General features: G+C 43.3%; 20 protein-coding genes. 1 reads left to right on the top strand and 19 read right to left on the bottom strand.

The genetic code is table 11. The annotated features are described in order from the left end of the window. Nucleotides 1–123 precede the first annotated feature (123 nt). Nucleotides 124–1,611, bottom strand: coding sequence for a gliding motility-associated C-terminal domain-containing protein (locus tag SIO70_RS18385; RefSeq protein WP_320573073.1), 1,488 nt, complete (start codon nucleotides 1,609–1,611; stop codon nucleotides 124–126). 298 nt (nucleotides 1,612–1,909) lie between these two features. Here SIO70_RS18385 and SIO70_RS18380 point away from each other — a divergent pair, with 298 nt between their 5' ends. Continuing rightward, on the top strand, nucleotides 1,910–2,872 hold the full coding sequence (locus SIO70_RS18380) for a FimB/Mfa2 family fimbrial subunit (RefSeq protein ID WP_320573072.1): 963 nt from the start codon (nucleotides 1,910–1,912) through the stop codon (nucleotides 2,870–2,872). A 17-nt stretch (nucleotides 2,873–2,889) separates the two neighbouring features. On the opposite strand, the gene SIO70_RS18375 is transcribed toward SIO70_RS18380, so the two are convergent. From SIO70_RS18375 to SIO70_RS18290, 18 genes are read right to left on the bottom strand one after another with little or no spacing between them, the layout of a single operon-like run. Next, complete coding sequence (locus tag SIO70_RS18375; RefSeq protein WP_320573070.1) at nucleotides 2,890–3,429, bottom strand: hypothetical protein; 540 nt, start codon at nucleotides 3,427–3,429, stop codon at nucleotides 2,890–2,892. After that, nucleotides 3,426–4,367: a glycosyltransferase family 4 protein gene (locus SIO70_RS18370; RefSeq protein ID WP_320573068.1), complete on the bottom strand. Its 942-nt coding sequence runs from the start codon at nucleotides 4,365–4,367 to the stop codon at nucleotides 3,426–3,428. Before SIO70_RS18370 ends, SIO70_RS18375 begins: the two co-directional genes overlap by 4 nt. 3 nt (nucleotides 4,368–4,370) lie before the next feature. Then, a complete protein-coding gene (locus tag SIO70_RS18365; RefSeq protein WP_320573066.1) occupies nucleotides 4,371–5,264 on the bottom strand; it encodes an NAD-dependent epimerase/dehydratase family protein in 894 nt (297 codons plus the stop codon). A 10-nt stretch (nucleotides 5,265–5,274) separates the two neighbouring features. Then, on the bottom strand, nucleotides 5,275–6,387 hold the full coding sequence (gene gmd, locus SIO70_RS18360) for a GDP-mannose 4,6-dehydratase (RefSeq protein WP_320573065.1): 1,113 nt from the start codon (nucleotides 6,385–6,387) through the stop codon (nucleotides 5,275–5,277). Nucleotides 6,388–6,411: 24 nt separating this feature from the next. After that, entirely contained in the window at nucleotides 6,412–7,158 is a 747-nt protein-coding gene (locus SIO70_RS18355) for a glycosyltransferase family 2 protein (protein ID WP_320573062.1), read from the bottom strand. Nucleotide 7,159: 1 nt separating this feature from the next. Next, nucleotides 7,160–8,239, bottom strand: a complete 1,080-nt coding sequence (locus SIO70_RS18350; protein WP_320573060.1) for a glycosyltransferase family 4 protein — start codon at nucleotides 8,237–8,239, stop codon at nucleotides 7,160–7,162. A 5-nt stretch (nucleotides 8,240–8,244) separates the two neighbouring features. Then, a complete protein-coding gene (locus SIO70_RS18345; RefSeq protein ID WP_320573058.1) occupies nucleotides 8,245–10,254 on the bottom strand; it encodes a right-handed parallel beta-helix repeat-containing protein in 2,010 nt (669 codons plus the stop codon). Between the two features lie 10 nt (nucleotides 10,255–10,264). Further along, nucleotides 10,265–11,701, bottom strand: coding sequence for an oligosaccharide repeat unit polymerase (locus tag SIO70_RS18340; RefSeq protein ID WP_320573056.1), 1,437 nt, complete (start codon nucleotides 11,699–11,701; stop codon nucleotides 10,265–10,267). Nucleotides 11,702–11,708: 7 nt separating this feature from the next. Continuing rightward, nucleotides 11,709–12,665, bottom strand: a complete 957-nt coding sequence (locus tag SIO70_RS18335) for a hypothetical protein (protein ID WP_320573053.1) — start codon at nucleotides 12,663–12,665, stop codon at nucleotides 11,709–11,711. Further along, the gene (locus SIO70_RS18330; protein WP_320573051.1) at nucleotides 12,662–13,939 is read right to left on the bottom strand and encodes a lipopolysaccharide biosynthesis protein; all 1,278 of its coding nucleotides are present in this window, start codon (nucleotides 13,937–13,939) and stop codon (nucleotides 12,662–12,664) included. Before SIO70_RS18330 ends, SIO70_RS18335 begins: the two co-directional genes overlap by 4 nt. Further along, nucleotides 13,936–15,105: a sialidase family protein gene (locus tag SIO70_RS18325; protein ID WP_320573049.1), complete on the bottom strand. Its 1,170-nt coding sequence runs from the start codon at nucleotides 15,103–15,105 to the stop codon at nucleotides 13,936–13,938. Before SIO70_RS18325 ends, SIO70_RS18330 begins: the two co-directional genes overlap by 4 nt. Nucleotides 15,106–15,135: 30 nt before the next feature. After that, a complete protein-coding gene (locus tag SIO70_RS18320) occupies nucleotides 15,136–15,858 on the bottom strand; it encodes an acylneuraminate cytidylyltransferase family protein (protein ID WP_320573047.1) in 723 nt (240 codons plus the stop codon). A gap of 3 nt (nucleotides 15,859–15,861) precedes the next feature. Next, nucleotides 15,862–16,908, bottom strand: coding sequence for a nucleotidyltransferase family protein (locus SIO70_RS18315; protein ID WP_320573045.1), 1,047 nt, complete (start codon nucleotides 16,906–16,908; stop codon nucleotides 15,862–15,864). Between the two features lie 13 nt (nucleotides 16,909–16,921). Beyond that, on the bottom strand, nucleotides 16,922–18,034 hold the full coding sequence (gene neuC / locus SIO70_RS18310) for a UDP-N-acetylglucosamine 2-epimerase (RefSeq protein ID WP_320573044.1): 1,113 nt from the start codon (nucleotides 18,032–18,034) through the stop codon (nucleotides 16,922–16,924). Beyond that, nucleotides 18,031–19,050 carry an N-acetylneuraminate synthase gene (neuB, locus tag SIO70_RS18305; protein WP_320573043.1) on the bottom strand — a complete coding sequence of 340 codons (1,020 nt, stop codon included), beginning with the start codon at nucleotides 19,048–19,050 and terminating at the stop codon, nucleotides 18,031–18,033. The genes neuC and neuB overlap by 4 nt, the downstream gene beginning before the upstream one ends. Nucleotides 19,051–19,052: 2 nt before the next feature. Next, a complete protein-coding gene (locus SIO70_RS18300) occupies nucleotides 19,053–19,688 on the bottom strand; it encodes an acetyltransferase (RefSeq protein ID WP_320573041.1) in 636 nt (211 codons plus the stop codon). After that, a complete protein-coding gene (locus tag SIO70_RS18295) occupies nucleotides 19,681–20,814 on the bottom strand; it encodes a LegC family aminotransferase (RefSeq protein ID WP_320573039.1) in 1,134 nt (377 codons plus the stop codon). The genes SIO70_RS18300 and SIO70_RS18295 overlap by 8 nt, the downstream gene beginning before the upstream one ends. Then, nucleotides 20,811–21,809 (bottom strand): NAD-dependent 4,6-dehydratase LegB, encoded by a 999-nt coding sequence (locus SIO70_RS18290; protein WP_320573037.1) that lies wholly within the window; start codon nucleotides 21,807–21,809, stop codon nucleotides 20,811–20,813. The genes SIO70_RS18295 and SIO70_RS18290 overlap by 4 nt, the downstream gene beginning before the upstream one ends. Between the last annotated feature and the right edge of the window lie 2 nt (nucleotides 21,810–21,811).

The raw sequence follows: 21,811 nt of genomic DNA, 5'->3' as shown, positions 1-21,811 counted from the left end.
AATATTGGTAAAATTTTGGGCTATTGGCAAACTATAAGGTTATCCCCATATTAATGCTGCGAAGTAACCAAATTGCAGTATAACATACAAATTGTATTTTAGTCATTAAGACGAAAAAAGAGGTCAACGCACCAGTACCAACGTACCCTGGTGCTTCCTGTCCTGACCTTTGCTATCTGTGTAAGTCACGACATACAGGTATCCTCCAGGGTCCAGGTAAATATCTTTAAAGGTGCCATTCCAGCCAATATCCGGGTTCCGGCTCTCAAAGAGCCGCTGTCCCCAGCGGTTGAATATCACCATGCTAAAATTTGTGATGTAATCATGTACCACTGCCCTAAACACATCATTCACTCCATCCCCATTCGGACTGAAAGCTGTGGGTACAAACACGCTACATCCCCTACCGTCTTTATTGATCTCAATGTCACCTGTTACCTCACACTGATGCTTGTCTACCACGGAATACACATAATGACCTGGTGACAATTTTGTAAAGACACTGTCGGATTGGAACCTCGCATAGCCTGGTACGCTATATTTGTAGGGAACCACCCCTCCTTTAGCCCCGATCACCAACCTACTATCCTGCGCACCGGCACAGGTCTCTGGCGTAACATCCAATTTCGTAACAACAAGGGCCTCGGGCTCCTGCAAATTGATCTTGTCTATCACTGCCGTACAGCCACCCGCATCCATTACCTTTACCTCATACTTCCCTGCAGACAGTTGGGCAAATATAGAATCCGCCCTTGCTGTTTCAGCATCATTCAGGTAATAGGCATAAGGCAATATGCCCCCTCTGGCCGCCACATGTATAATTCCGTTTTTAGCACCATTGCAACTCAGTGGAGTCAGGTTCACTGTACCCGACAGTTCTGACGCCTTTACTTTTACCTTTCCATAAGTAGTGGTCTTTTTACGTAACCCCCTCACTGTTACCTGATACACGCCATTTTTCAAGCCCACTACTTTACTGGACGTATCGCCTGTACTCCATAAATAGGAATAATCGTCATCAGCGTTCATCACCTTTGCCACAGCCACACCATTCGCACCATTACATGAATTCTCTGAAGACAAAGCCAGCTGTATCACTTCTCTGATAGACGAGAAGTTATCTACTAATACCCCGGCAATATTTTTAATCGAATCGCCGGGTTGTTTATACGCACTGAATATGATATAGTTATAAGCTTGGGACGGCGTAAATACCGCCTGGTACTGCTTCCAGTCAGTATGTGTAAAATTGTCCGAAATCCATAACAATTCCTCCCGCTTGCCAAATTCATTGCCACCATAAATGGCAAAACCGCCATACGTAATAGCCCACGAATAATTAGCTGCGTATGCCAGATCAAATGACAACGAGTAGCTCTTGCCCGAATCGAGCGGGTGTGATAATAATTGGGTAATACCCTCCTGAATGTAAGTAGTTGCGACCATACCTACATATGTATTACCAGCTGATGCGGACATTGTAATTCCATACACACCTGGCTGTATATCAGGAGTTTCTTCAACGATAGACCATTCGGGAGGTGCTGCTTTTTCTAATCCCGCTGTGCCTTCTAAAGAAGGGTTTTTTAATGATATGGTTTGCGCGCTCACTTGGCTTGCGGATATAATGAACAAACATAGGAATATCAACCTATAATGGACAATTGCTCCATTACCAGTCAGTTGTAAGGCTTTCATAGGACTCAAAATATTTACCTTAACTCATAGGATAGAAAACAGAAAATAACTAGTTATAATTTCATCAAATATAAATTTTTTATTCTATAAATAATAGTATGTAACAATAAATTGTTGGAAAAGTTCATTTTTTTCTATGAGTATTTATTAGGATTTTTATTCCTCGATCGAGTAGCATCCCTCATCCATCAATCATCTTAAATACTCCAAAATGAAAAACATCCTCCTATGTAGTGCGATGATTTCAGTCATATTGTTCGCCTGCAAAAAAGACAACTCTACTACACAACCCAACAAAGACCAAAAGTTTCCTGTCCGGATCGCTATCGACGGATTTACACAAACATCCGAAGATTTTGATGACAGGAAGAAATCATCTGCCAATGCAAAAGATGCGGCAGATTCACTTGCTGATTACATTCAGCATCTTTATTATCTCGTGTATAACAACAGCAATACGCTGGTCAAACGCATTGACCAAACCGCAACCGACGGTAGTTTTGGCCTGATCCTGGATTCCCTGGCAGCCGGCCATTATACGATAGCCCTCGTAGGTTCCAAAAATGAAGTCTACATTGGTGGAGATCCCGTTCTCCATCTTCAGGATGAACTGGTATACTTTGATTTTCCGGGTGGAGATGTCTTCTATAAAAAAACGGGTATTGATGTTTCTGATTCCGTTGCTATTGCCGTGAACTTGGACAGGGTGGTAGGCAAACTGAAAGTTCAGATACAGGATGCTATTCCTGCCAGTGTAAAGAATATCTCTATCCAGCCTACCACCTACCCATTACCTCCGGAAGGCGTCAGTGCCGGCATAGCAAACAATATCTTATTATACAGCGGTACCAGTTCCGGCTTTTCAGGGGGTGCAGGTTTTTATTCTCCTTATTACTTAGCGATACCCGATTCTCTTCATGGTACTACCAATCTGGCGATTGAAATTTATGTATTGGCCCTTAACCCGGCTACCATTTCAGTCATTATCAGATCGCTGGATGCCAGCTACGGAACGATCACTGAAAAAGGTGTTACACAGGTAAATATTCAATCGAGCAAAAAAACAGTGCTGAAAGGGAACCTTTTCTCCGACCTGCCCAGCGAAAGTAAAGGAGTGCATGTAGGACTCAATAATCCAGGGTGGAGTAACGATACTACGCTTGTCAATTTCTAGATATTTGACAAGGCTCCTCACGGAGCCTTGTCAAATATCGTATTTGGAAGTACTTCGGTCCAGGCCGGCACATGCATATTGCGCAATACTACGGCTCCCGGTCCAATCAGCGCCCCCTCGCCAATAGTAGCGCCGCCACCAATATAACAGCCCGGCCCCAGATGCACATAATCACCGATTACAGCATCATGATCTACCTTACTGCCTATATTCAATATACATTGCTTACCGATCTTTACATTGGCCTGTACTATCGCACCTGCTAATATCACCGTGCCGGCACCAGGTACCAGCGAAGGCGAACATACGGCTGCCGGATGCACGAATGCAATTGCAATAGGATGTACACGCTCCGATATTCCCTTACTCGTTGCGTTATGACCAATCGCTATGATCAGGGGTAATGTACCCGCTTCATAAGGAGTGATCTTAACCCCATTGAATGTTCCCTCAGCATTATCTGAAAATGCAGCACAGAGCGTCCATCCATTCATCGTTGCCAGTTCCGCCACTACCCGCGCATGCCCACCTGTTCCATATAACTGGTATTCACTCATACTGTTACTGGTTTCATTAATTTAGGTTTTAATGCTACATACAGAATCACAAGTGGAATGATCACTCCCGCAAAACTCAGCATACTTCCATTGAATATTACGATCACACATACAATCGCCTGCAATATTGCATACAAAGTACTTACATACAAATGAGGAATCTTCCTGTCATTTGCCAGTATCTGATAAAAATGTAAACGATGTGCTTTGAAAATATTCTGTTTCAGGTACAAACGGTGTATGATCGTCAATATCGTATCTACCCCGTAAATAGCCAGGAAGAGGATATACGTATAGTTCCCCGTCTGAATGATGAGTTGTAGCAACGACCCTGCTATCCAGAACGCGATCGTCACACTTCCCACATCTCCTGCAAAACATTTCGCTTTCTTCCTGAAGTTAAATACAAGAAATACCACACTGGCAATAGCCGGATACCAGATCATATCCTCACCTGCAAAATGTACCTGTGACACATTTACATACTGCAAAAATAACAATACCACCAGGCTATATAAACCAGTAATACCGTTAATGCCATCCATAAAATTATAGGCATTAATAATTCCTATCACCAACACATACAGGCAGATCACCCATACAAGATGAAACGTAAAGACCGACAGAAAATAAAATAACAGGCTTACCGCAGCTATATGAAATATAATACGTATCCTGTTACTCAACGTAAATACATCGTCCAGAAAACTAATCACACCAATCGTCATCAACCCTGCTACAAAGGGCCAGTATGTTGCAAAATCATTGATTAACAATGCCAGTCCCGCAAATAAATAAATAACGCCTCCCCCTCTAATGGTAACTTCTTTGTGCGAACTTCTCTCGTTGGGCTTGTCAATAATATTAAAATGGTCCGCTACCTTAAAATATATTAAGATCAGCATGAACAATGAAATGGCTAATACCAAATAACTCATCTGTTAAATTTTGAATTCATCTAATACCCTGCGGGGGCGCCAGTCCAGCTCTTTTTGCGCTTTACTGTCGTCAAAGGTAAGTGTTGATATGATCTTACGCAGTTTCAGGGAATTGATCGGCGCTTTATTTCCGGCCAGGTCACCTATACGACCTAGCATTCTGGCCATCCACAATGGGATCGCCATTGGGAGTCCCTTTCCTGACTGTGCTGCAATCAATGCTTCTATTTCAGGAAAGGTAGGATGATAGCTGTCAGTGAGGTTATAAATTCCACCTACCTCACTCATACGGGGAATAATGGCGGCCACATCTGCCGCCATCACCACACTTTTCCGGGCTTTTATACCCTTTATACTCAGGTATCGGCCTGTTTTGATGCCATTGATCATCGCCCCCAGGTTACCGGGAGGATTTGGCCCTGCAATAAGCGGTAACCGCACAATAGACAGGGTCACACCATTCACCTTGCACCACTCTGCCAGAAACGCTTCTGCCTGAATTTTACTTTGGGCATATGGCGTAGTGCCAGCTAACGGATGCGTTTCACTGATCGCTGCTCCTTCCTCTACCCCATAGACCGCTACCGTACTGATAAAAACAAAGCGTGCCGGCGGTTTTCCGCTGGCACTCAATGATTGACACAACCGTGTAGTTCCCTCATAATTTACCTGAAAAAACGCTGTCTTTTCTTCCTCCGTTTTAGGTACTGAATGTGCCTTTCCTGCACAATGTACCACCAGTGAATAAGCATGTTGCGTACTGAATCCTTCTTTCGAAAGATCACAGACGATATCATGCTGCGCACCTCTGCCCAGTGTATGTACAAGGTCTGAATCGGCCAGTTCTTCCCTGATAATTTTTCCAAGAAATCCACTGGCACCGGTTAATAAAATCATATAAATTGTACTATTCGTATTGATTCATGATCTCAAAACCATGCTCTTTCAGTAACTTCTCTTTCTTAAACAGGCTGATATCTGCTTCCACCATTTCTTCTACCAACATATCCAGGTCGTACTTTGGCGTCCATCCCAGTTTGGTCTGTGCCCTGGTAGGATCGCCGATCAGCAGTTCTACTTCTGTAGGACGGAAATAACGTGGATCTACACATATGATTTCCTGCCCGATTTCCAGGTTGGTATCCTTGTTATGCAACGTTTTTACCACACCGATTTCGTTCACGCCTTCACCAGAGAATTCCACTTCAATACCTGCTACTGCAAATGCTTTCTTTACGAAGTCTCTTACAGTGGTGGTTACACCTGTAGCGATTACAAAATCTTCCGGTTGCTCCTGTTGCAATAAGCGCCACATTGCTTCTACATAATCTTTCGCATGACCCCAGTCGCGTTTTGCATCCAGGTTCCCCAGGTACAGTTTTTCTGCAAGCCCCATAGAAATACGGGCTACGCTGCGGGTAATTTTCCTGGTCACGAAGGTCTCTCCTCTCAGCGGACTTTCATGGTTAAACAGGATACCATTGCAGGCATACATACCATATGCTTCCCTGTAGTTCACCGTGATCCAGAAGGCATACATCTTAGCCACAGCATAAGGGCTACGTGGATAGAACGGTGTACGTTCAGACTGTGGCACCTCCTGCACCAGACCATACAACTCAGAAGTAGACGCCTGGTAAATCTTTGTTTTCTTAGTCAGGCCCAGGAGTCTTACTGCTTCCAGGATCCTCAGGGTACCAATTCCATCTGCATTGGCAGTATATTCAGGGGTATCAAAGCTCACTTTTACATGAGACATTGCGCCCAGGTTATATATTTCATCAGGTTGTACATCCTGTATAATCCTGATCAGATTGGTCGAATCTGTGAGGTCACCATAATGCAGGATAAAATTTCTGTTTTGCTCATGAGGGTCCTGGTAGAGATGGTCGATCCTGTCAGTATTCAAAAGAGAACTTCTTCTTTTGATACCATGTACAATGTAATTCTTGCTTAACAGCAATTCTGCCAGGTATGCACCATCCTGACCGGTAATCCCTGTAATGAGTGCTACTTTCATTTTCTAAATTGATTTTAAAAATTGTTATACCAACTGCTTCAGTTTCTTCACTACCCTGTATGCGTATAGCAATGCTGGTACAGGTAGCTTGTTCATCTTCCAGGCCTGCATGATCTCGCGGTTACCCAGCATGATGTTTTTAATACTCCGGGTACTTTCTCCACCCATGCGCATTTTTACAATTGTCTTATCTAAAAAATAAGGCTTGTAATTATTCACACGGAAAGCCCTGAGCATGAATTCGTAGTCAGATGATATTTTGAAATTGGGGTAATAAGTGCCTATTTTATCATACACCGCTTTGCGCACAAACAGTCCCGGATGTGGTGGTACTTCTCCCCTTTCGAAAAAGTTCTTAACATACTGTCTGGTCCTCCAGGTACGCACCACTTTATCAAAGTCGTTCTCCCTGAAGTAAACGATATTGCCATACACGGCATCCACATCAGGATTCTCTTTGAACACCTGCATTATATTGCTGATGGTATGAGTATCGTAATAAATATCGTCGGAATTTAATATACCAACTACCTCGCCGGTAGTCATTTCGATGCCCCTGTTCATGGCATCATAAATACCCTTATCTCTTTCAGAAGAAATTTTGGCAATCCGGTCTTTATACCTATTCACCACTTCCATTGTATTATCTTTCGAGCCACCATCTTTTACGATGTATTCGATATCTGGATAGTCTTGTGACAGCACAGACTTTATGGCCTGATCAATATACCTTTCGTTGTTATACACAACAGTTATAATACTCACTTTCATATTATAGAGAGAATATACGTTTCAAATTTTGTTGGTGCGATTGCCTGGAAAAATGAGTCTGGTACCGTTGTAGCAACATAACAGACAATCCAGCTTTATCTTCATACCTTTTAAATCGTTCGATACAATCTTTCAGGGAGGCTTCATTCTTTGGCTCGCAATAAAAAGGATAATCATCACCCAGCAGTTCATTCACATATCCTACACAAGTGGTGATCACCGGCAATCCTAAACTCATTGCTTCCAGCAATACAAGCGGCATACCTTCGTTATGAGAAGGGAAAATAAATACATCTGCGGCGCACAAGGCCTGGAATTTCTGATCACCAGTAATTGCCTGGTGTAATTGAATATGCACCTGTCCGGCTATACCAGCTGTAAGCATTTCCCAGTAAGCTGGCTGAGTAACATTGCCATAGCAATCCAGGTAATAACTGGCTGCTGGCAGCTGGCAAAATACACGCGTCAGTTCACCCACACCTTTCTCCTCAATGTAATTTGCAATGTAGATACAGCGTAAAACCTGCTCCTTCTCTTTGTGCACCTTGCTCATCCCTTCCTGTTCAATCGTATTGAACAACACTACTTTCTTATCAGCAGCAACAGGAAAATCATCCTGTTGCTGAGCTGATAACAAAATAAACCGGTCTGTCATTCGGTGCACCTTACTGAAAAAAAAGCGATTCAGCTTCGATGCATGGAACCGGTCAAAATCACTTCTATGAATATGCAGGTAAACTTTACCTGCAGGGTTCGCTCTTCTATACAAAGACAGCGCCAGATAATTCTTTATAATGCCAAATGACGAAAAATATAATACACCATAAAAGCAATCGTACGTGTTGCGGGCAAGTGCCTGTTGCAATTCTTTGATCGCACCCAGGAATACGAAACTTTTATTTAGTGAAAAACGCCCATGATATTTCAAATCTGCAAATTCCTCTATTATTTTAATATTGAAATAATCCTGCAGCATGGCCAGGTTAATACCACTTGAAATACTGGCACCATGGATTGTTCTGGGGGGCTTTTCACCAAAAAAGATCAAACTTTTCTTTTCCTGTAATGAATCTATATTCATGTCTATTAATTCCCGTTTTGATTGGGATCAAACTTATGCTTATTCAGGCTTTTCCAGTATACTTCACTGGTCCTTTTAATATTAGCAGTGTTCTTATAGCTGTTTTCAGCAGTCACACCTGCATTCTGTACATCTATATTCTTAAATCCGATCTGTTGCTTCAGACTATTGTTGACGAATGACTGACTTTTTACATCCTCATCTTCCACCTTTGTATTAGCTACCACTACCGAATTTTTGTCTTTGTTAGAGAGTTTGCGCCAATAGTTCAGATCACCGTTCGCAAAGATCTTCTGCACGTTTTGTGCATTAGAGCAGTACACATTACTGTCCAGGTTGATCGCCATTTTGCTCCAATACCCATCCAGCCAGTTTGAACTGCCATCACCTACGATAATATTCTTGGTAATGGTATTGTTTACAGACTTGCCATCAAATGCCCCGATCTTCATCTGGTAACTGCGGCCATTGGCAAAAATGTTATTGTGCACTTTATTGTCACGTCCCTGGCTTAGGAAGAAACCACCTGAATTCGTGTTGTACACGATATTATTCTGGATGGTGAAGTCTGATGAACCCTGATCAAGGTAAATGCCCCAGCCACCATATCGGTAGCAGAGAATATCGTACACTACATTGTGCGTAATAGAAGAGTTAGCATTGAGTCCCAGCGTGTAGATGCCACCCAGGTCATCCATCACGCCCTGTCCTATTTCGTGAATGACGTTATTGCTGATGGTTATATTTTTGTTCAGCGTCGTTTTGAACCCCCAGGTCCAACCTGTAGATATGCCGGAGTAAAACATATCACTGATATCGTTGTTGGAAATGGTCAGGTCACTGACATTGAAAGAAGTGATACCTGGAGCCGCCGGGTTCAATCTGCCACCTGTTTTGATGATATTGTTTGTAATTTTGATATCAGAAGTCAGCTGCGAAGGATCGCTAACAGCAGTATAATTACCTGATTTCACTGCCCCCATACCCATGTCGCTAAACAGGCAGTTGCTCACTATAACATGATGAACATTATTCCTGAACCACATCACATTATAACCAAAGTGTTCAAAGGAACACCCGTCAAAAGTTAGGTTGCTGGCATTGTCCGCCTGGATAGCCGCCTGATATGCAGCCGCTGCCTGCTGAGGATCAAAACCCTTATCAGGCAATACACAACCGGAATATTTGAAGTGCAGGTTTTTGAAGGAGATACCACTACCGGTAATGTTGAACAATACATCGGTGGTGGGTGCATATATCTGTGTGCCAGATGCTATAAAGCTAATGGTTTTACCATCTGTATAAAATTCACCATCATCATCCAGTGCCGCCAAAGTGTTGACAATTTTCACGCGGGTACCTGAGTTCCAGGGCGTGAACTTAGAGATAGCCATTCCTGTCGAAGTAAAACTCTTGCCAGCTGCAGATGTAATGGGGTACTGTGTAAAGTTCCATTTCGTATACACCTTTACGGTAGCACCATCAGTCGACTTTAATATACTGCCCAGGTTATTGGCAGCCGTATCCAGATTCACAGTTTTCTTACCGCTGGCATCTTCCGTTACACTTTTAATATAAAAGTAGTTGTCGTCATTCGGTGACTCTGCCTGTTTCAGGCGTTGTTCACCAGCAAATAACTGTAACGCTCCTTTTCTCAGCAGGGATGGATCATCAGGTGTGAGAATATTGATATTCCCCTTCTTACTGAGTTTGCCGGTCACCAATCTGGCGCCGGATATTATTACATTCGCATTGTTATAAGGTTGAAACACGATGCTGGTACTGCCTGAGAGGTTGATCGGTGCATCGATGTAGTATGTGCCGGCCAAAAAATTGATGGTACCGCCACCGAGTTGCTGAATCTTTGCGACAGCGCCCTTTACTGTAGCCAATGATGCAGTTGCGGAAGTCCCTGCATTCCTGTCATTCCCGTTTACTGATACATATACCGTTGCCGCCTGTGATGTCTGGCATGCAATAAGCATTCCTAACAATAACCAATTAAGGAGTTTCATACAAATGGTTTTAATTTGATGACAATCTGAATAACTCTTGATTAGTGACAGGCATGAAATTTTCATCCTGCCCTACCCTGAACTTTTTCTTTTTGGCTTTCTTCTTCACCAAAAGATAGACCAGATATGCAGTCACCACCATACCAAAAGTGTAGGCATAGGATGACAACAGATCTCCTCTCATCATGAAGAAGAACATGCCCAGTAAAGTTGGATAAATCAATATCCAGAAATTCAATTGAATACCACGGTTTACGTTTGTCCAATAAAATTTATCCAATCTTGCAAAGATCAGTGCAAACAATAAAACCAGGAGTAAAGCGCCTGGGATACCAAAATTCAGGTATCCTTCAGCCAGGTAAGGACAGGACACATTCAGGAAATAAAAGCCATTTTTCTGGCCTATAAAATACCCGCTTCCGACGGGTTTATCGGGCCAGAAACTACGGGGAACAAAGAATAACAATACGCCGGAAAGTTGCTCACCATATACGATCCCTCTCAGATCCGTATATTCCACAGTCTTACACAACATAGTATATGCATCAAAGTCACCGGAGCTATATGCTTTGGCAGAAATCTCAGAGAAGTTACTTGCTACATATTCCACAGAAAAATAATCATGCCGTGCTTCTGTCATGATAGGGAATATATAAAACAGGGAAGCTATAATTATAATCGGAAACAGATTCGGATTATTAAACCAGCGCCTGTATGTAAGCGCCAGCCCAATATAAATTGTAGCGGCCAGATAACGGGGCAGCGCAAGTGGGAAATTGGTCAGCACAGTAGCCGCCAGGATAGTCACCAACCAGAACAGGGAAACACGCTTGTATTTATATAATTGAATTGTAATAATAGCATAGATCAACATCCAGGACCTGGCCACTTTATCTACCAAAAGGTTCTCAGTGGTATTGCCCGCATTATCCGATGTAGCACTGATCAGATCAGAACGCACAAATACAATACCTCCGGACCTGGCTATAATCAGCGCACAAAAAACAAAGAACAGGGTTCCGCCAATCCAGTAATAACGGGATTTGCTCACATCATCAGCCACCTTCTCTGTAGGTTGCCTGGTAATAGTTTTACCGGAGAAATACTTATAAAAGAACCTGAACAGCAGCAGACAGATAATCACCAGAATATTCACTTTCAATACCAGGTCGTCGCTCAACTTCTCACCTATCCAGGGATATCGGTTGTTCAGGTATTGCATTGTAGGAATATAACCCAGGAATACCAGGTTGAAGATCCAGAAGAACTTCTTCATCGAATAAGGGTACTGATCTTCAAACACCCCAATAGCCGAGATTAAAACAATCGCACCAAAAGTCAGCAGGTTCAGCAATGACACAGCATGCGTGTTGTCATTCTGCAAAATGATTACTACGTAGAGTAAGAGAATAAATCCTACCAGTATATATGTCTTCCTTTCTTTCATTCCAGTTTTACGCAAAATTTTCCAGGTACATCTTTCTGAATGTACCAAATTCTTCCTGTAACACCTTGCCCATATTGATCACCTTCATGGAATTTTCATCCACATACAGACAGGTCGTACTACTTTCGTGTACCACCGTTAGTTCATTGCCTTCCGCCAGCCGGCTGATGATTATTTCAGCCAGTACACTGTTTGACATTACTGTCAGCTTTTCTGCAGGGATCTTGTCTGTATGATCTTCAATCCTGAAGTTATTGGCCAGATGCGGGTGTATTTTTATTATAATATTATCGAATTGATCTATGTTTTCCGTAAGAAATTTAATCACATCAGGATTAATACTGTAGGCGGTCAAATAAAATGCCACCTTTTTGCCTCCCTGAACGCCAGCAGGCAGTTCCAGCCCCGCTACCTTTTCCAGCAATTCCCGGCGGGCTGCCAGCGCACTAAAGAAATCGGTTCTGAAAGAAAGAATCTCTTTCTTATATCCCTTATGTACATGCCTGTAATAGGAATGATTGTATAGGTAAATTCCTTTCGTATGGCTATTGCCACCCAAGAAGGCGCCCCAACCTTTCAGCTTAAAGATCAATCGTTTAGGGGTTCCCTTTTTTACCTTATCCACATAGGGTCCAAGGCCTTCCTCTATTACATACAGATTACTTACAGGCAGTTTTGCATACGCTCCACCAATGCTGCCGTAATCGCAATCTACATATAACCGTTCAATTGTATATTGAGAAGCCAACTGTTTTACCAGGGCATATGAATCCTCCCTCGTTTGTCCGAAGATCACATCTGACCATGTCGCATCATATTCTTTTACCCTGTTATAAAATATCACAGCGTCTTTGAAAGAGTTTACCACAATCAGAATACGATCTTCCTGCCCGGGAAAATCTATATTCAGCGCATTGAACCATTGTAACGGTTTCGTGCAGACAATTACATATACTGCTTTCATTTTAATGACGGCTTTAACCAAGGCATCCTATATACCTTATTCGAAAATATCAATACTGCCACAAATGTGATCACCGCAATAATTGTAGCAGAATACGCAGCCCCGATAGGACCGTAATGACGGATAAAATAATACGAAGTACCTACCTGCACCAGCGCAGCGGAAAACGTAATATACGCCAACTGCTTTGTCTTCTTCGCATAGAAATAATAACAGGCTACCATCAGGTACATACCCTGGAATACCTGGGTAAACATAGACCAGCTGATGAAATCCCTGGCTTCGATATAACTCTTTGACAGAAAATGATCGACTATAAAATAAGATACCACAATGAGGATCAGGGCAAGCACTACCTGAACCACACCATAAGCATAGGTAAAGAATACCAGCTTCCGCTTAAGCGGTTCATTGTTTTCCCTACCCAGGTTTTTATAGAGATAAGGAATGTAAGCATTGTTAAAAGCAAGGTTCATGAAGGACAACAACAAACCAAACTGAAAACCGGTAGCATACAAACCTGTCGCTTCTGTACCATAAAATTTCGTCAGGAAAACTCTGTCAATACCGGTTCGTACCCATATACTCATAGCATGCGGCAGCAATGGCAAACCGAAACCCAGCGCATCTTTAATATAAGCCTTATTATAAACCGGCTTCAGATATCCCCTTCGCCAGATAAAACCGAGACTGAATATTCCGTATACAAATGTAGACAACGCAATTGCCCATACACGCCCCTCCCACCTATACTTCAGACTGATCACAAATACCAGCGTAAGCAAAAAGTTCAGCAAGGTCTGTGTGATCTGGTATACACCAAAGCTAAGTGGCTTTTCTTCGAGTCGCCACAGCTCCATGTTAAACAGTGTAATCACCTGTGCGAGTGTGATCATCACACCCATCAGCAGATAAAAATTATTAATTGGCAAAAATCCCCTGATCAGATCGCCTCCTAAAGCAATCGCTACAAAACAGATCACGGTAGAAACTGCGAGGATAAGACAAAGGTTGTAAATATAACTGGCAACCTGTTCCTTGTCGAACTTATAAAAGTTTACAGAAATAGTACCATGTAAGTTAATTCCGGCAAAGACCAATAAGATGGAAGTATATACAGTATAATTAGCCACCACTCCATAATCCGAAGGAGTCAGATAAAAGGTCAGCAAAGGCAATATCAGGAATGGTACCGCTTTGTTGATGGCATCTGTGAGCGCGTAAATCAGGCCTCCTTTCAGAAGAGGGTGTTGTAAGATCTGCCGGAGGTTCATTTAATTAATTTTTCTATATCCACCTTTGCAAGTGCGATGCGGGGTAAAGCCCCTGCCTTGTTGTATTTGTTGTATGTAATAATGAGCTGCTTGCCGGCAATCTTCACAGATGGATAACTGTACGAGTAGCCAGTTGTATTTTCGAGATCAATTTTCTTTTCCCAGGTTTTGCCATTATCAAAACTTACTGCCAATGTCAATGGATTCCGTTTATCAAAAATTGCCGGATCGTAGGTGGCATTGTTCCATACCATAAACAGGCAATTATAGGTCGGAGAATAGACTATTGTTTCCGGTGCTTCCGGCGTATTTATCGCAGATTTGGATATGTCAGACCAGCTAATGCCCTGATCACTGCTGGTAGAGAACAATACGCCACCCGCTGTACTCCTGATGGCCATAAGTAGTTTGCCATTGCCCAGCTCTGTTACACAAGGTTCCTGCAGCGGCACACTGGCCCCATAGACTCTGCTTTTTTGCCAGGTCAGACCATAATCATCACTATAATAACAGAACATGGTCGTTTGGTTATAATACTTATAAATTTCAGGTGCAAAGGCAACCGGTAGCAACAGCCGGCCAGATTTCAATTGTATCAGTTTGGAATTGCTAATAACGTTGTAACCGTCATGAAGCGGATTGATATTTATCAGCGGCTGCCAGGTTTCGCCTCCGTCATTGCTGGCTTTCACATACAAATTTATGTCTGAAGAGGAATTTTTGGCCAGGAACACCAGCAATCTTTTATTATTCCCTACATCCAGCATATTGGGCATGGAAATATTAATTTCGCCCACCTTTTCCTGTAGCGTAGAATCCAGGGTCCAGGTCTCGCCCAGGTCGTAACTGGACGCGAGCGCAATCGTTGCGCTATCCGTATCGATCAGACCTACGGAATGGCCTACGGCTGACAGGATCCAATGGCCACTTTGGGTGATCAGTAACTCAGGATAGCCAAAACCGCCCGGGAACTGGGAATTAGCCATCAGCACATCCTTTTTGAATACAAGTGCTTCTGATTTGCGCTGCTCTTCGGCATCGTCATTCACCACAACAATGCTGTTGTCGTCAATCAGTTTAAGCCGGTCGTCATAGGTTACCAGATTACCCGACTTTTTACAACCTGCCAGCGCGATTAGCATAATTACGCAACATATACGGAACATATGTAAGAGATAATGTATTGTTTTCACCTGTTAAAGTAATTCAATGCCAACCTTCCCATTATTTACCAGATACTCCATAAAGTCGAAATCGATCTGATGATCCACATCGAAACAAATATGAGGCATATCGTATATCATAGACCTTTCTGTAATCACCTTGTTTGTACCCATATCAAAAAATGAACGTCTGTAGTAATAAAAGGATCCATTGATATCATAAACCTGGGGAGATGCCTGACGGCTCAAAAAGCCACTGCCTGCAGGTTTTACTACGCCAAAGAATCCATTTTCCTTTTGTTCCACCATATTAAAATATGGATTACGCCCCGCTTTACTTACGGAAAATAAAGTGAGCGCGTTTTCATCCGCTTTGAAAGCCTGGAAGGCTGTTTCAAGGTCTTCCATGGTACGGAAAGGAGACGTCACATCCAGGTCCAGCAGGTATTCGAATTTTTTATTGCGCTGTCCTTCCTCAAAAAACAAGAGGTCGGCAATGGCATCAACTTTACCGGCAGTATCAGATGCCAGCTCAGCCGGGCGCTTGTAATTGGTAGTAATACCACACTCCGCAGCTACGCGAATGATACCTTCATCGTCTGTAGACAATGCGATCACTCCATCGTATTTTGCTACAAACGCCTGCGCCATTTTAATAGAATAATCTATCAGCGGCCTGCCACCCAAGGGCTTGATATTCTTGCCCGGTACTCCTTTGGATCCACCCCGGGCACATATTGTTACTAATACCGGCATATACTAAAATCGGATATATTTAATGTCTTCCTGTGCCTTTTTGAAATCTTCATGTTTACCAATGTCCAGCCAGTACCCATGTAACGGATAAGATGCCACCTTATCTCCTCTTGAAATCAATGCTTCCATGAGGTCAGTGGCATTAAAAAATCCACCTTCGGGAATCAGGTGCAGGCATTCCCTTTTCATCAGGTAAATGCCTCCATTGGAATAATATGTATAAGTAGGCTTCTCTTTGAAAGAGCGTACATTTGATTCATCTGTTTCCAGCACTGCGTAAGGCACTTCTACATGGTATGGAATCGTCACTATAGAAAGCATGGCATCTTTGGCAATGAAGTCCAGGAAAAAGTCTTCGTAGTTCAGGTCAGTGAGCAGGTCTGAATTACTCACCAGCACATAGTCCTGGCTTAATTCCCTGATTTTGGAAACCGCGCCGATCGTACCTAACGGGGTATCTTCCCATATGTATTTAATAGTAGCACCTTTTTCACTGCCATCTTTCAGGTGCGCTTCAATCTGCTCGCCCAGGTAGCGTACAGACACCCATATATCGTCAATACCATAGCTCACGAGTCTGTCAATATTATATTCGATAATAGGTTTATCACCTACTTTCAATAACGGTTTAGGTGTGTTATCAGTCAGTGGTTTCAGGCGCTCTCCCCTGCCGCCTGCCATGATGATGGCATCTACAGGCAGGTAGGAACGGTGGTAACGGAAGTTCACAATATTCTGTATACGGCCTTCGCTGTCTACCACAGGAATGATCTTCAGATTATTCTTCCTGTACTCAATGATCTGTTCAGCGGTATACTTCCCTTTTTGAATGATCTTTGGGGGTTTGGCAATGAAATCACGCACATAGCTATCAAGCTGCAAGCCTCTGAGCAAACCTCTGCGAATATCTCCATCCGTTAGTGAGCCAACTAATTTGTCATCTTCATCTACTACAAATAAAATTGTATCACTGGCCAGCACATTTAGTCGTGCCAGTCCTTCCATCAGCGTTGCGTCCTGGTTTATTAGGTGTTTTTTGTAATCTGCCATAACTTTTTGAGGTTTAAAGCTGCTTAAGGGTATGTATAATCCTTTCTGCTGCTCCGCCCTTAAAATAAATATTCTCACCTGTGTAAGGTCCTGCTTTTGCGGCGAGGTTAACCGCTTCCAGCATGGCAGTTTTGCTGAATGGTACATGTAGTACATTACTACCTGCCAGTCTGCCTTTCTGCCTGTCGCCCAGGTTAATGACATATTTATTAAAAGAGGCTGCTTCTATGATACCGCTGCTGGTATTTCCCAGGAGCATACTTGCGTGTTGCATGCAGGAAAAATAGCTTTGGGTACCAAAATTTTCTATCAGTTTTATCTTTTCCGAATTAGCTTGTCCGATTGTCTGAAATGCCTGGCGAAACACACTGCCATTGGTATCTGCATTTGGCATAGTGATCACCAGCTGATACGTGGATGCCAGTGTTTCCAGTGCTCCCAGCACTTCCAGCAAATGGATGATATTCTGATCTGCGCCCACCGTTTCCGGATGGATGGTGATCAAAATAGAAGGTATATCCAGGTCAATATTCCATTTGTCGTTGAATGCCCTTTTGTTCAATAAGGGAAGGCTGCTGAGATTATCCAGGCTCAGGGCGCCGGTAACCGTCACGTTGGCCTGCTGATCGTCCAGTAAGGTGTATACTCTTTCAGCAAACACATCGGTGGCAACAAAATGCAAATGCGATGCCATAGTGATGGTATGCCTGAATACATTGTCAATAGCGCCTAAAGTTGTTTCGCCACCATGCAGATGTGCAAATTTCACCCCAAAGCTGAGGCCAGCCACCACAGCCGCACACATCTCATAGCGGTCACCCAGGCAAAATACAATATCAAATTCTGCAGCGTGTGCCTGCCAGAAATCTGCAAAGCGGATGGTGGTCAGTCCAATCGCCGTAGAAATAGATGCATCATCATCTGTTAGCAGCATCGAAGCTATTCTATAGTCCACCTTGTATCCGTCCTGCTCAATCGCCTTCACCGTCTGCCCATGACAGGCAGACAAATGTGTACCAAAAGCAATGATGGCAGGCTGAAAAAAATCATCTGCGTACAACGCTTTGATCAGCGGTTTGTATATTCCGTAATCCGCCCTGGAACTTGTCAAAATAGCTACTCTCATGCGATATCAGACCAACTGAGTTTATGAAATGCCGGTAAGTCTTTACCTGCCTTACGGCCAACAATTTTATCCATTTCAAATGGTGAAATTCCGTCACCCGGGCGTATCATCAACAGATCTTTTTCTGTGATTACCGTGCCCTGTGCAAGCTCTTTATTCAGGTGAATGCTCTTTCTCGCCACGGCCATATTCTTCTTTTCACTCTCGCTGGGTTGCTTATAACCATCTCCTGCCATGGCCAGTTCCACATTGCGGATGCCGCTTACCATCTGCTGTAGTTCTACCGGATTTAAAGAAGCTTTGTGATCCGGTCCTTCCATCTCTTTATCCAGCGTAAAGTGTTTTTCGATCACTTCAGCGCCTAATGCCACTGCCGCCAGGGGAACTTCAATACCCAGCGTATGATCAGAATAACCTACTCCTACCCCAAAGGCCACCTTAACCGTGTTCATGGCACGCAGGTTTACATCCTTCATCGGTGTAGGATATTCAGTATTGCAATGCAGGATCTGGATATGCTGTTTAGGAATTCCATTATCCAACAGTACATTCACTGCATTTTCAATTTCTCCGAGGGTAGTCATGCCTGTAGACAGTATCACCGGCTTCTTTTTGGCCGCGATATGCTTCAGGTAAGGATAGTTGGTGATTTCACCGGAAGGTACTTTGAAGAGGTCTATCCCAAGATTGTCCAGGAAATCTACACTCTCTTCGTCAAACCCGGTGCTGAGGAAGCGGATATTATTTTTCTCCGCGTGGGCTTTTAACAAATAATGCTGTTCTTCGGTGATTTCCAGTTTTTTCAGCATTTCGAACTGGGTTGATTTACCCCCCATATTCTTTTCTTGGTATTCGGCCTGCTGAGCGGTTTTACTCACCAGTTTTGCGGCTTTGAAAGTCTGGAATTTTACATAATCCGCACCTGCCACTGCTGCCGCTTCGATCAGTCTGAAAGCATTTTCCATGCTACCATTATGATTCACACCGGCTTCGGCTATGATTATTACTTTTTTCATCTCTATATTTTTTTGCAGGGAACACCTACATATGTACCGGGAACGGTGATATCCCTGATAACAAGGGAGCCGGCGCCTACAATGGTATGTGCTGCTATCTGCACACCATGCGATACGATACTGCCTGTGCCCAGCATGCATGTATCTCCTACCACCACATTACCATTCAGTAATACACCCGTGGAAATATGCGTATGATCACCAATACGACAGTCGTGTTCTACATTTGCGCCCGTGTTGATGATGCAGTTTTGCCCGATCATAACATCTGCATTCACAGATACCCGGTGATGAATAACCGTACCTGCACCAATCGCTGCATATGCAGATACCCCTCTTTCATCAGCAATCACCGTTGCAATAGGAGCACCTTTGGCCAGCAGCGATTCAAAAATACGTTGTCTTGGTTGTGCACTTTTTATCTGGCCAATGGTAATCAAAAAATGATGACCTGCTGCGATGTACGCATCCAGTTCATCATCTGTTCCAATGATCTTTTGATCCAATACATTTGTGCCTATCAGTTCCCTTCTGTCCAGTATGCCTGCTACGTGCCATTTACCTGAAGTACGGATCACTTCCAGAACGGATTTGCAGTGACCACCGCCTCCTATCAGTATCAGGGACTGCTTAGGCATAGAACTCCTTTATTTTTGCAATGACCGTCTTCACTTCGTCGTCAGTAATATTTGTCGAACATGGAAGACTCAGGCATTGCTCATATACCATATTACTGATATCGGCTTCTGAATAATAAATATCATTTGCAAATGCTGGCAGCCTGTTCATAGGCACCCAGAACGGACGTGTCTGAACACTGTTCTGATTCAGGAATTGCAGCAATCCCCTACTGTTGGAAAACGCCGCTGTATACAGCCAGCAGTTAGCTACTACACCCTCTGTGAGCACCTGGGGCATAAAGCCCGGTATATCTTTCAGCCCTTCATTATATAATGCCGCAATAACTCTTTTTCTTTCGATAAAACCAGGCAGCTGTTCCATCTGTGCTACGCCCATCGCCGCCAGAATATTTACAAGACGGTAGTTGTAACCAACTTCATCATGAAAATATTCCATTGGGTCTGACTTAGCCTGTGTAGTAAGGTGTTTTGCCTTTTTGCCCAACTCCTCATCATTCGTGAGGATCATACCACCACCACCGGTAGTGATAATTTTATTACCATTATAACTCAGGCATCCAAACAGCCCCATAGAACCCGCCGGCTGACCGTGATAGGTAGACCCCAGTGCTTCCGTAGCATCTTCCACAACAGGGATATTAAACTTCTTTGATAAGGACATTAACTGCTCCATATCCACCATATTGCCCAGTACATGCACCGGTACGATGGCACTTACTCTCTTGCCGCTATCTTTGTGATAAACACCGTCATCTTCCAGGTCACAGTTATTACTCAGAAAACTTTCCAACAGGTTTACATCCAACTGCCAGGTGTAGGCATCCACATCTATCAATACAGGATCTGCTCCCAGATATTTGATAACGTTTACAGGTGCTACAAATGTGATGTTCGGACATACCACCAGGTCTCCCTGTTTAACACCTGCCAGCAACAGACTGATATGTAGTGCAGCAGTACCATTGCTGGTCGCTATCGCCTTTTTGGTATGGGTAAAGGCGGCCGACATTTCTTCGAACTGATTTACATAACTACCTACTGAAGACACCCAGTTTGTATCCAGGCAATCTTTCACATATTTCCATTCATTTCCCGCCAGGTTTGGCACAGATAACGGTATCATATATTGTATATATCGGCTTTATACTGCTTTAAATTTTCTTTGTCCTTAAACCACTCTATCGTATCAGCCAGACCATCTTTCAGGCTATACTGCTGTTTCCAGTTTGTATACTCCTGGATCTTTGCATTCGCACCGTACAAACGGAACACTTCAGATTTCTCAGGTCTTAAGCGCTCATTATCAGTCACGATTTTTGCATTCGGATTGATCTGGTTGATCAGCTCCTGTGCCAGATCGCCTACTGAAATTTCAGATTGTGTAGCGATATTACAGTCATGACCGATCAGTTTATCGCTCTTCGCGATTTCCACGAAACCGTTGGCTGTATCTTTCACAAACAATAAATCACGTGTAGGGATCAGGTCACCCAGCTTAATTTCTTCCTTACCGTTCAACAGCTGTGTAATGATAGTAGGTATCACCGCACGTGCAGACTGACGTGGACCAAAAGTATTGAATGGTCTTACGATCGTGAGTGGCAGGTCAAAGCTTCTGTAGAAAGATTCTGCAATACAGTCAGCACCGATCTTGGAAGCAGAGTAAGGTGATTGAGGTTGACGGGGATGTTTCTCATCAATCGGAATATACTGGGCAGTACCATACACCTCCGACGTACTGGTAACCAGTACCCGGGCGGTACCCAGGTCTTTGGCTGCCTGCACAATGTTCAGCGTACCTTTTACATTGGTATCGATATAGGAGTCAGGTGAATGGTAGCTAAAAGGGATCGCGATAAGGGCGGCAAGATGAAAGACAATATCGATATCTTTCATAGCAGTACGTACCCCATTTGGATCACGTACATCACCTGCAAATACCTCGAGTTGTGCTAATTTCTCTTTTGGAAATGAATCAAGCCATCCCCAGCTGTTAAAAGAGTTATAATAAACAAATGCTTTTACTTTACATCCTTCATCCAGCAAGCGTTCTACCAGATGACTACCAATAAAGCCATCAGCTCCGGTTACCAGTACCTTTTTACCCTTTAAATCCATTG

This window comes from Chitinophaga sancti (genome assembly GCF_034087045.1).
Classification (GTDB): domain Bacteria; phylum Bacteroidota; class Bacteroidia; order Chitinophagales; family Chitinophagaceae; genus Chitinophaga; species Chitinophaga sancti_B.
The sequence above is the reverse complement of the archived record's forward strand: the minus strand, read 5'-3'. Positions and strand labels throughout refer to the sequence as shown.

Coding starts and splice junctions, on each gene's coding strand:
- SIO70_RS18380 (WP_320573072.1), top strand. CDS start 1,910: ATGAAAAACATCCTCCTATGTAGTGCGATGATTTCAGTCATATTGTTC.
- SIO70_RS18375 (WP_320573070.1), bottom strand. CDS start 3,429: ATGAGTGAATACCAGTTATATGGAACAGGTGGGCATGCGCGGGTAGTG.
- SIO70_RS18370 (WP_320573068.1), bottom strand. CDS start 4,367: ATGAGTTATTTGGTATTAGCCATTTCATTGTTCATGCTGATCTTAATA.
- SIO70_RS18365 (WP_320573066.1), bottom strand. CDS start 5,264: ATGATTTTATTAACCGGTGCCAGTGGATTTCTTGGAAAAATTATCAGG.
- gmd (WP_320573065.1), bottom strand. CDS start 6,387: ATGAAAGTAGCACTCATTACAGGGATTACCGGTCAGGATGGTGCATAC.
- SIO70_RS18355 (WP_320573062.1), bottom strand. CDS start 7,158: ATGAAAGTGAGTATTATAACTGTTGTGTATAACAACGAAAGGTATATT.
- SIO70_RS18350 (WP_320573060.1), bottom strand. CDS start 8,239: ATGAATATAGATTCATTACAGGAAAAGAAAAGTTTGATCTTTTTTGGT.
- SIO70_RS18345 (WP_320573058.1), bottom strand. CDS start 10,254: ATGAAACTCCTTAATTGGTTATTGTTAGGAATGCTTATTGCATGCCAG.
- SIO70_RS18340 (WP_320573056.1), bottom strand. CDS start 11,701: ATGAAAGAAAGGAAGACATATATACTGGTAGGATTTATTCTCTTACTC.
- SIO70_RS18335 (WP_320573053.1), bottom strand. CDS start 12,665: ATGAAAGCAGTATATGTAATTGTCTGCACGAAACCGTTACAATGGTTC.
- SIO70_RS18330 (WP_320573051.1), bottom strand. CDS start 13,939: ATGAACCTCCGGCAGATCTTACAACACCCTCTTCTGAAAGGAGGCCTG.
- SIO70_RS18325 (WP_320573049.1), bottom strand. CDS start 15,105: ATGTTCCGTATATGTTGCGTAATTATGCTAATCGCGCTGGCAGGTTGT.
- SIO70_RS18320 (WP_320573047.1), bottom strand. CDS start 15,858: ATGCCGGTATTAGTAACAATATGTGCCCGGGGTGGATCCAAAGGAGTA.
- SIO70_RS18315 (WP_320573045.1), bottom strand. CDS start 16,908: ATGGCAGATTACAAAAAACACCTAATAAACCAGGACGCAACGCTGATG.
- neuC (WP_320573044.1), bottom strand. CDS start 18,034: ATGAGAGTAGCTATTTTGACAAGTTCCAGGGCGGATTACGGAATATAC.
- neuB (WP_320573043.1), bottom strand. CDS start 19,050: ATGAAAAAAGTAATAATCATAGCCGAAGCCGGTGTGAATCATAATGGT.
- SIO70_RS18300 (WP_320573041.1), bottom strand. CDS start 19,688: ATGCCTAAGCAGTCCCTGATACTGATAGGAGGCGGTGGTCACTGCAAA.
- SIO70_RS18295 (WP_320573039.1), bottom strand. CDS start 20,814: ATGATACCGTTATCTGTGCCAAACCTGGCGGGAAATGAATGGAAATAT.
- SIO70_RS18290 (WP_320573037.1), bottom strand. CDS start 21,809: ATGGATTTAAAGGGTAAAAAGGTACTGGTAACCGGAGCTGATGGCTTT.